Below are 10000 nucleotides of genomic sequence, written 5' to 3' on the forward strand. Positions count from 1 at the left end.
ATGGAGAATATATTGGATCTTTGGAATCAAGCTCTAGCTCAAATTGAGAAAAAGCTAAGCAAACCGAGTTTCGAAACTTGGATGAAGTCGACGAAAGCCCATTCGCTGCAAGGAGATACCTTAACCATCACCGCTCCCAATGAATTTGCCAGAGACTGGCTGGAGTCCAGGTACTTACATCTCATTGCAGATACCATATATGAATTAACCGGGGAAGAATTGAGCGTCAAATTTGTCATTCCTCAAAATCAGGACGAAGAAGACTTTTTGCCGAAACCGCAAGTGAAAAAAGCGGCAAAAGAGGAACCGTCTGATTTTCCCCAAAGCATGCTCAACCCGAAATATACATTCGACACATTCGTCATCGGATCGGGAAACCGATTCGCCCATGCAGCATCACTGGCTGTGGCGGAAGCACCCGCTAAAGCGTACAACCCTTTATTTATATACGGGGGAGTCGGTTTAGGAAAAACCCACTTAATGCACGCGATCGGCCATTATGTCATTGATCATAATCCTTCAGCCAAAGTGGTGTACCTGTCTTCTGAAAAATTCACAAATGAATTCATCAACTCAATCCGCGATAATAAAGCCGTTGATTTCCGCAACCGCTACCGGAACGTTGATGTACTTTTGATAGATGATATTCAATTTTTAGCCGGAAAAGAACAAACACAGGAAGAGTTTTTCCATACATTCAACACGCTTCATGAAGAAAGCAAACAAATCGTGATTTCCAGTGACAGACCGCCTAAAGAGATCCCGACCCTTGAAGACCGCCTGCGTTCGCGGTTCGAATGGGGATTGATTACAGATATCACACCGCCGGATCTGGAAACGCGGATTGCCATTCTGAGAAAGAAAGCGAAGGCGGAGGGCCTTGATATTCCGAACGAGGTCATGCTTTACATCGCCAATCAGATTGACAGCAACATCCGCGAACTGGAAGGGGCATTAATCCGGGTTGTCGCCTATTCATCCTTAATCAATAAAGACATTAACGCAGACCTGGCTGCAGAAGCATTGAAAGATATTATTCCGTCTTCTAAGCCGAAGGTCATTACGATAAAAGAGATTCAGCGGATTGTCGGACAGCAGTTCAACATTAAGCTTGAAGATTTCAAAGCGAAAAAGCGTACGAAATCTGTGGCTTTCCCAAGACAAATTGCGATGTATCTTTCAAGAGAAATGACGGATTCTTCTTTGCCTAAAATCGGGGAAGAATTTGGCGGGAGAGACCATACAACCGTCATTCACGCCCACGAAAAGATTTCAAAACTGCTGATTGATGACGAGCAGCTTCAGCAGCAGGTGAAAGAAATAAAAGAACTGCTTAAATAATGTGCCCTCGGATGAATCGGGGAAAGTGTGAATAACTTTTTCATAGCCATGCACAGTCTGTCCACATGTGGGTAGGCTGTGTTTCCTGTCTTTTTCACAACTTATCCACAAATCCACAGGCCCTACTATTACTACTGCTATTTTTAAAATATATTAATTATATTATCCGTTAGGAGGATAAACATGAAATTTACGATTCAAAAAGATCGGTTAGTCGAAAGTGTACAAGACGTTCTAAAAGCCGTTTCATCCAGAACCACAATTCCCATTCTCACCGGTATTAAGATCGTCGCCTCAGATGAAGGAGTATCTTTCACAGGAAGTGACTCTGATATTTCAATTGAGTCATTCATTCCGAAAGAAGATGATGATAAAGAAATCGTGACGATCGATCAGCCGGGAAGTATCGTGCTGCAAGCGCGTTTCTTCAGCGAAATCGTTAAAAAACTGCCGATGGCGACTGTTGAAATCGAAGTTCAAAATCAATATTTAACGATTATCCGTTCCGGAAAAGCCGAATTTAATTTAAACGGCCTTGATGCAGATGAATATCCGCATCTACCGCAAATCGAAGAGCATCACGCCATTCAGATTCCGACGGATCTTTTGAAAAACCTGATCCGCCAAACCGTGTTCGCTGTGTCCGCCTCAGAAACACGCCCTATCTTGACAGGTGTAAACTGGAAAGTTGAAAACAGTGAATTATTATGCACTGCCACGGATAGCCACCGACTCGCTTTAAGAAAGGCGAAGCTTGATATTCCGGAAGACAGCTCTTATAACGTGGTCATTCCCGGGAAAAGCTTAACCGAGCTGAGCAAAATTCTTGATGACAGCCAAGAGCTGGTGGATATCGTCATTACAGAAACCCAAGTTCTGTTCAAAGCGAAAAACGTATTGTTCTTCTCAAGATTGCTTGACGGAAACTATCCGGACACGACCAGCTTAATTCCGCAGGAAAGCAAAACGGAAATCGTCGTGAACACGAAGGAATTTTTACAGGCGATAGACCGTGCTTCTTTATTGGCGAGAGAAGGCCGCAACAACGTTGTAAAACTTTCTGCCAAACCGGCGGATTCGCTTGAGATTTCATCAAATTCTCCGGAAATCGGGAAAGTGGTCGAAGCTGTGCTGGCAGACAAGATTGACGGCGAGGAATTAAATATTTCATTCAGTCCAAAATATATGATGGACGCACTGAAAGTACTTGAAGGAGCGGACATCCGTATCAGCTTTACGGGAGCGATGAGACCGTTTCTTATCCGTACGCCGAATGATGAGACCATCGTTCAGCTCATCCTTCCGGTCAGAACGTATTAATCAAACAGAATGTGCTGCCGGCTTAGTTCGGCAGCTTTTCTATTCATCAGCCGCTCCCTCAAGTTTTCCCTTTCCTTATTTCAGGATTTTTTAGTACAATTAGATATTAGTGATATTTGAAAGAGGTCGATATTATGGCAAATCCGATTTCGATTGATACAGAAATGATTACGCTTGGCCAGTTTTTAAAATTAGCCGATGTGATTCAGTCCGGCGGCATGGCGAAGTGGTTTCTGAGCGAGCATGAGGTGACTGTCAACAATGAACCTGACAATCGCCGCGGCAGAAAGCTTTACGTTGGAGACGTGGTCGCGATTGAAGGATTTGGTTCATTTCAAGTCGTCAATTAAAGCGGGTGACAGCGGTTGTATATCCAAAATTTAGAATTAACATCCTACCGTAATTATGAGCGCGCTGAGCTTCAATTCGAAAACAAGGTGAATGTGATCATCGGGGAAAATGCCCAGGGCAAAACCAATCTGATGGAAGCCATCTATGTCCTTTCGATGGCAAAATCACACCGCACCTCAAATGACAAAGAACTTATACGGTGGGACGAAGACTATGCTAAAATAGAAGGAAGAGTGATGAAGCGCAACGGGGACATCCCGATGCAGCTTGTCATCTCCAAAAAAGGTAAAAAGGGCAAGGTCAATCATATAGAGCAGCAAAAACTCAGTCAGTATGTCGGAGCGCTGAACACCATTATGTTTGCCCCTGAGGATTTAAATCTCGTCAAAGGAAGCCCTCAGGTGAGGAGAAGATTTCTCGATATGGAGATCGGTCAGGTTTCTGCCGTTTATCTGTATGATTTATCTCTTTATCAAAAAATCCTTTCACAGCGGAATCATTTTCTGAAACAGCTGCAAAGCCGGAAACAGACTGACCGGACCATGCTTGACGTTCTCACTGATCAGCTGATCGAAGCAGCCGCAAAAGTTGTCGCCAGACGTCTGCAGTTTACGGCGCAGCTTGAAAAATGGGCGCAGCCGATCCATTCCGGCATTTCCCGGGGAATTGAAGAACTGACGCTTAAGTATCACACGGCGCTTGATGTATCAGATCCCAAAGATTTGTCGAAAATAGGTAACAGCTACCAGGAGTCTTTTTCGAAATTAAAAGAAAAAGAAATAGAACGAGGCGTCACATTATTCGGACCGCATCGGGATGATGTCCTTTTTTATGTGAACGGACGCGATGTGCAGACTTACGGTTCGCAGGGACAGCAGCGTACGACGGCTTTGTCTCTGAAGCTGGCTGAAATAGATTTGATTCATGAAGAAATCGGAGAATACCCCATTTTACTTTTGGATGATGTACTAAGCGAGCTGGATGATTACCGACAGTCCCATTTGCTTCATACGATCCAAGGCCGTGTGCAGACATTTGTCACCACGACGAGCGTGGATGGCATTGACCACGATACCTTACATCAAGCAGGAATGTTCCGTGTGGAAAACGGTGCGTTAGTGAAGTGAAGAAATGAGGTGAGCGATTGTATATTCATTTAGGTGACGACTTTGTCGTTTCAACCCGCGATATCGTCGGCATTTTTGACTGCAAGGTCAATGTATCGCCGATCGTTGAAGAATTTCTGGACAGACAGAAAGAAAAAGTAGTGCCGTCCGTAAACGGCACGCCAAAGTCTATCGTAGTCACGACTGAGAATATATATTACTCTCCCTTATCTTCCGGCACACTGAAGAAACGTGCGCAATTTATGTTAGAAATAGATTCTTAGCGGATCTTTACAATGAATATATTATCGTTTAAGAAAAGTGTAGGTGAATGTGCATGGCTATGGAACAGCAGCAAAATAGTTATGATGAGAATCAGATACAGGTATTAGAAGGTTTGGAAGCTGTTCGAAAGAGACCGGGGATGTACATCGGATCAACTAACAGCAAAGGCCTTCACCATTTGGTGTGGGAAATCGTCGACAACAGTATTGACGAAGCCCTGGCCGGTTATTGTACAGATATTAACATCGAGATTGAAAAAGATAACAGCATTACCGTTAAGGACAACGGGCGCGGAATTCCGGTCGGTATCCAAGAGAAGATGGGCCGCCCTGCGGTTGAAGTCATCATGACCGTTCTCCACGCCGGCGGTAAATTTGACGGAAGCGGATATAAAGTATCCGGCGGTCTTCACGGTGTAGGGGCATCCGTCGTAAACGCCTTGTCGACCACTCTTGACGTTACGGTTCATCGTGACGGCAAAATCCATTATCAGGCGTACGAGCGCGGTGTACCTGTGGCCGATCTTGAAGTGATCGGCGAAACTGATAAGACCGGAACGATTACGCACTTCGTTCCGGACCCGGAAATTTTCAAAGAAACAACCGTATATGACTATGATCTGCTTTCAAACCGTGTCCGGGAATTGGCCTTCCTGACAAAAGGCGTAAACATCACGATTGAAGACAAACGTGAAGGACAAGAACGGAAAAACGAGTACCACTACGAAGGCGGAATCAAAAGCTATGTTGAGTACTTAAACCGTTCCAAAGAAGTCGTTCATGAAGAGCCGATTTATATCGAAGGCGAGAAAGACGGCATAACGGTTGAAGTTGCATTGCAATACAACGACAGCTATACAAGCAATATTTATTCTTTCACAAATAATATCAACACATACGAAGGCGGCACGCACGAGGCCGGATTTAAAACCGGTCTGACCCGTGTCATAAACGACTATGCAAGAAGAAAAGGGATTTTCAAAGAAAATGATCCGAATTTAAGCGGAGATGATGTGAGAGAAGGGCTGACTGCCATTATTTCAATTAAGCACCCTGATCCGCAATTCGAAGGGCAGACGAAAACCAAGCTCGGCAACTCCGAAGCGAGAACGATCACTGATACGCTGTTTTCTTCTGCGCTGGAAACATTCCTTCTTGAAAATCCGGACTCAGCCCGCAAAATCGTTGAAAAAGGTTTAATGGCCGCAAGAGCGCGGATGGCGGCGAAAAAAGCCCGGGAATTGACCCGGCGCAAAAGTGCGCTTGAGATTTCCAATCTGCCGGGCAAACTGGCGGACTGTTCTTCTAAAGATCCGAGCATTTCCGAGCTGTATATCGTAGAGGGTGACTCTGCGGGCGGATCAGCGAAACAGGGACGGGACCGTCATTTCCAAGCCATTCTGCCGCTGCGCGGTAAGATTCTGAACGTTGAGAAAGCCAGACTTGATAAGATTCTCTCAAACAATGAGGTCAGATCAATGATCACGGCCCTCGGAACAGGAATCGGAGAAGATTTTAATCTTGAAAAAGCGCGTTATCATAAAGTGGTCATCATGACGGATGCCGATGTTGACGGCGCCCATATCAGAACGCTTTTATTAACGTTCTTCTACAGATACATGCGGGAAATCATCGAAAACGGCTATGTCTACATTGCCCAGCCGCCGCTTTATAAAGTGCAGCAGGGAAAACGGGTGGAATACGCTTATAACGATAAGCAGCTTGATGAGCTGTTAAAAGAGCTTCCGCAATCACCTAAGCCCGGCCTCCAGCGTTATAAAGGTCTTGGAGAAATGAACGCGACTCAGCTTTGGGAAACGACAATGGACCCTGCGACCAGAACGCTTCTGCAAGTCAATCTTGAAGATGCAATGGACGCTGACGAGACTTTTGAAATGCTGATGGGTGACAAAGTAGAACCGCGGAGAAACTTCATAGAAGCAAACGCCAGATACGTGAAAAATCTTGATATTTAACCAAGAAAGCCTTATTTTCGTTAAGAAATAAGGCTTTTTTCTCAAAGCGGCTTCTAAAGCCTCTGAAAACCCGCAAAACCCGTATATTCTACTAAATTAATGTGTATAAACACAAGTTTATTGATATAATGGAGAATAGTGAAATCGTATTGAAGATCATAATGGACAATCTACTCCCACATTATTTCATGTGATACTTCAGGGAGGTTTTTTTAATGAGTGAACAAAACACACCACAAGTACGTGAAGTCAATATCAGTCAGGAAATGCGGACATCCTTCCTGGACTATGCAATGAGCGTTATCGTATCCCGGGCGCTTCCGGATGTGCGTGACGGTCTGAAGCCGGTTCACAGACGGATTTTGTACGCAATGAATGATTTAGGCATGACCAGTGACAAACCATATAAAAAATCTGCCCGTATCGTCGGTGAAGTTATCGGTAAGTACCACCCGCACGGTGACTCAGCGGTTTACGAATCAATGGTCAGAATGGCGCAGGATTTTAACTACCGCTACATGCTTGTTGACGGACACGGCAACTTCGGTTCGGTTGACGGCGACTCAGCGGCCGCGATGCGTTACACAGAAGCGAGAATGTCAAAAATCGCAATGGAAATTCTGCGTGACATTACGAAAGACACGATTGACTATCAAGATAACTATGACGGTTCAGAAAGAGAGCCTGCCGTCATGCCTTCGAGATTTCCGAATCTGCTCGTAAACGGGGCTGCCGGTATTGCGGTCGGAATGGCGACAAACATTCCCCCGCATCAGCTTGGGGAAGTCATTGAAGGCGTGCTTGCCGTAAGTGAGAATCCTGAGATTACAAACCAGGAGCTGATGGAATACATCCCGGGCCCGGATTTTCCGACTGCAGGTCAGATTTTGGGCCGGAGCGGCATCCGCAAGGCATATGAATCCGGACGGGGATCAATCACGATCCGGGCTAAGGCTGAAATCGAAGAGACTTCATCGGGAAAAGAAAGAATTATTGTCACGGAACTTCCTTATCAGGTGAACAAAGCGAGATTAATTGAAAAAATCGCGGATCTTGTCCGGGACAAAAAAATCGAAGGAATTACCGATCTGCGAGACGAATCCGACCGTAACGGAATGAGAATCGTCATTGAGATCCGCCGTGACGCCAATGCTCACGTCATTTTGAATAACCTGTACAAACAAACGGCCCTGCAGACGTCTTTCGGAATCAACCTGCTGGCGCTCGTTGACGGACAGCCGAAGGTACTAAGCCTGAAACAATGTCTGGAGCATTATCTTGATCACCAAAAGGTTGTGATCCGGCGCAGAACGGCTTACGAACTCCGCAAAGCGGAAGCGAGAGCTCACATTCTGGAAGGTTTAAGAATTGCTCTCGATCATTTAGATGCCGTTATTTCTCTTATCCGCAATTCCCAGACGGCTGAAATTGCGAGAACGGGTTTGATCGAACAATTCTCACTGACTGAAAAACAAGCGCAAGCTATTCTGGATATGCGCCTTCAGCGATTAACCGGTCTGGAGCGCGAAAAGATTGAAGAGGAATATCAATCACTTGTTGCGCTTATCGCTGAGCTGAAAGATATTTTAGCCAATGAAGAAAGAGTTCTTGAGATCATCCGTGAAGAACTTAATGAAATCAAAGAGCGTTTCAATGATGAGAGACGCACTGAAATCGTGACGTCCGGTCTTGAAACAATTGAAGATGAAGATCTTATCGAGAGAGAAAATATCGTCATCACACTGACCCATAACGGCTATGTTAAACGTCTCCCGGCGTCCACATACCGCAGCCAAAAACGGGGCGGAAAAGGCGTACAGGGAATGGGAACGAATGAAGATGACTTTGTGGAACACTTAATTTCCACATCAACGCACGATACGATTCTGTTCTTCTCTAATAAAGGGAAGGTATACCGTTCTAAAGGATATGAAATCCCTGAATACGGCCGTACGGCAAAAGGCATTCCGATTATTAACCTTCTGGAAGTTGAAAAAGGCGAATGGATTAATGCCATTATTCCGGTCAGCACGTTTGATGAGGAGCAATACCTCTTCTTTACGACCAAACAAGGGGTGTCGAAACGTACGGCACTGTCCCAGTTTGCGAATATACGGAATAACGGTCTGATCGCCCTGGGTCTCCGGGAAGACGATGAACTGATGGCCGTCCGCCTGACTGACGGCAAGAAACAAATCATCATCGGAACGAAGAACGGTTTGCTGATCCGTTTCCCTGAAGAAGATGTAAGACAAATGGGACGCACAGCTGCGGGTGTTAAAGGCATCACGCTGACAGACGATGATGTCGTTGTAGGCATGGAGATTCTTGAAGAAGACTCCCATGTCCTCATAGTGACAGAAAACGGCTACGGTAAACGCACACCGGCTTCAGAATACAGAGTTCAAAGCCGGGGCGGAAAAGGCCTTAAAACATGTAAAATCACTGACAGCAACGGTCCGTTAGTAACTGTGAAAGCAACAAAAGGCGAAGAGGACTTAATGATTATTACGGCAAGCGGCGTGTTAATTAGAATGGATATTAATGATATCTCCACTACGGGACGCGTAACACAAGGCGTCCGTCTGATCCGCATGTCTGATCAAGAGCATGTAGCCACTGTGGCGCTTGTCGAAAAGAATGAAGAAGAGCCGGAAGAAACGGAAGAAGTATAAACGTAAAAGCGCAGCTGCAACAGGCTGCGCTTTTACTATATAAAGAAATGAAAAAAAGCTTTGACACATGGTGATGATGCTGATATAATTCTTTTTGTTGTCTTTTTAATAGAAAGGCAAGCCTAGCGAAAATATTTTTTAAAAAAGTATTGACCTAGCAAACTGAAAATGTTATGATTAAGAGGTCGCTTCGAGAGGGGCGAAAAAGTTCTTTGAAAACTAAACAAGACAAAACGTACCTGTTAATTCAAAGTTTTAAATAAATCGCACAGCGATGTGCGTAGTCAGTCAAACACTTTATCGGAGAGTTTGATCCTGGCTCAGGACGAACGCTGGCGGCGTGCCTAATACATGCAAGTCGAGCGGACAGATGGGAGCTTGCTCCCTGATGTTAGCGGCGGACGGGTGAGTAACACGTGGGTAACCTGCCTGTAAGACTGGGATAACTCCGGGAAACCGGGGCTAATACCGGATGGTTGTCTGAACCGCATGGTTCAGACATAAAAGGTGGCTTCGGCTACCACTTACAGATGGACCCGCGGCGCATTAGCTAGTTGGTGAGGTAACGGCTCACCAAGGCGACGATGCGTAGCCGACCTGAGAGGGTGATCGGCCACACTGGGACTGAGACACGGCCCAGACTCCTACGGGAGGCAGCAGTAGGGAATCTTCCGCAATGGACGAAAGTCTGACGGAGCAACGCCGCGTGAGTGATGAAGGTTTTCGGATCGTAAAGCTCTGTTGTTAGGGAAGAACAAGTGCCGTTCAAATAGGGCGGCACCTTGACGGTACCTAACCAGAAAGCCACGGCTAACTACGTGCCAGCAGCCGCGGTAATACGTAGGTGGCAAGCGTTGTCCGGAATTATTGGGCGTAAAGGGCTCGCAGGCGGTTTCTTAAGTCTGATGTGAAAGCCCCCGGCTCAACCGGGGAGGGTCATTGGAAAC

General features: G+C 45.7%; 7 protein-coding genes and 1 rRNA gene (1 of these 8 cut by a window edge). All 8 read left to right on the forward strand.

Annotated features, from left to right (window positions below; all coding sequences use genetic code 11):
* Entirely contained in the window at positions 1-1341 is a 1341-nt protein-coding gene (dnaA, locus tag L3V45_RS00005) for a chromosomal replication initiator protein DnaA (RefSeq protein WP_004392913.1), read from the forward strand.
* A 183-nt stretch (positions 1342-1524) separates the two neighbouring features.
* Positions 1525-2661 (forward strand): DNA polymerase III subunit beta, encoded by a 1137-nt coding sequence (gene dnaN / locus L3V45_RS00010; RefSeq protein WP_236837211.1) that lies wholly within the window; start codon positions 1525-1527, stop codon positions 2659-2661.
* A 134-nt stretch (positions 2662-2795) separates the two neighbouring features.
* Entirely contained in the window at positions 2796-3011 is a 216-nt protein-coding gene (gene rlbA / locus L3V45_RS00015) for a ribosome maturation protein RlbA (RefSeq protein WP_004392910.1), read from the forward strand.
* Positions 3012-3026: 15 nt separating this feature from the next.
* Positions 3027-4139: a DNA replication/repair protein RecF gene (gene recF, locus L3V45_RS00020; protein ID WP_014304178.1), complete on the forward strand. Its 1113-nt coding sequence runs from the start codon at positions 3027-3029 to the stop codon at positions 4137-4139.
* Between the two features lie 17 nt (positions 4140-4156).
* Positions 4157-4402 (forward strand): extracellular matrix regulator RemB, encoded by a 246-nt coding sequence (remB, locus tag L3V45_RS00025; RefSeq protein WP_004392908.1) that lies wholly within the window; start codon positions 4157-4159, stop codon positions 4400-4402.
* A gap of 59 nt (positions 4403-4461) precedes the next feature.
* Positions 4462-6378, forward strand: a complete 1917-nt coding sequence (gyrB, locus tag L3V45_RS00030) for a DNA topoisomerase (ATP-hydrolyzing) subunit B (RefSeq protein WP_004392900.1) — start codon at positions 4462-4464, stop codon at positions 6376-6378.
* 215 nt (positions 6379-6593) lie between these two features.
* Complete coding sequence (gyrA, locus tag L3V45_RS00035) at positions 6594-9053, forward strand: DNA gyrase subunit A (RefSeq protein ID WP_004392898.1); 2460 nt, start codon at positions 6594-6596, stop codon at positions 9051-9053.
* 297 nt (positions 9054-9350) lie between these two features.
* Positions 9351-10000 (forward strand): 16S ribosomal RNA (locus tag L3V45_RS00040) (it continues 900 nt past the right edge of the window).

It is taken from the genome of Bacillus sp. R45 (assembly GCF_021729365.1).
GTDB lineage: Bacteria > Bacillota > Bacilli > Bacillales > Bacillaceae > Bacillus > Bacillus velezensis.

What these genes read in the sequence shown, in the direction of transcription:
- dnaA (WP_004392913.1), top strand. Translation starts at nt 1, where the DNA reads ATGGAGAATATATTGGATCTTTGGAATCAAGCTCTAGCTCAAATTGAG.
- rlbA (WP_004392910.1), top strand. Translation starts at nt 2,796, where the DNA reads ATGGCAAATCCGATTTCGATTGATACAGAAATGATTACGCTTGGCCAG.
- gyrB (WP_004392900.1), top strand. Translation starts at nt 4,462, where the DNA reads ATGGAACAGCAGCAAAATAGTTATGATGAGAATCAGATACAGGTATTA.
- dnaN (WP_236837211.1), top strand. Translation starts at nt 1,525, where the DNA reads ATGAAATTTACGATTCAAAAAGATCGGTTAGTCGAAAGTGTACAAGAC.
- gyrA (WP_004392898.1), top strand. Translation starts at nt 6,594, where the DNA reads ATGAGTGAACAAAACACACCACAAGTACGTGAAGTCAATATCAGTCAG.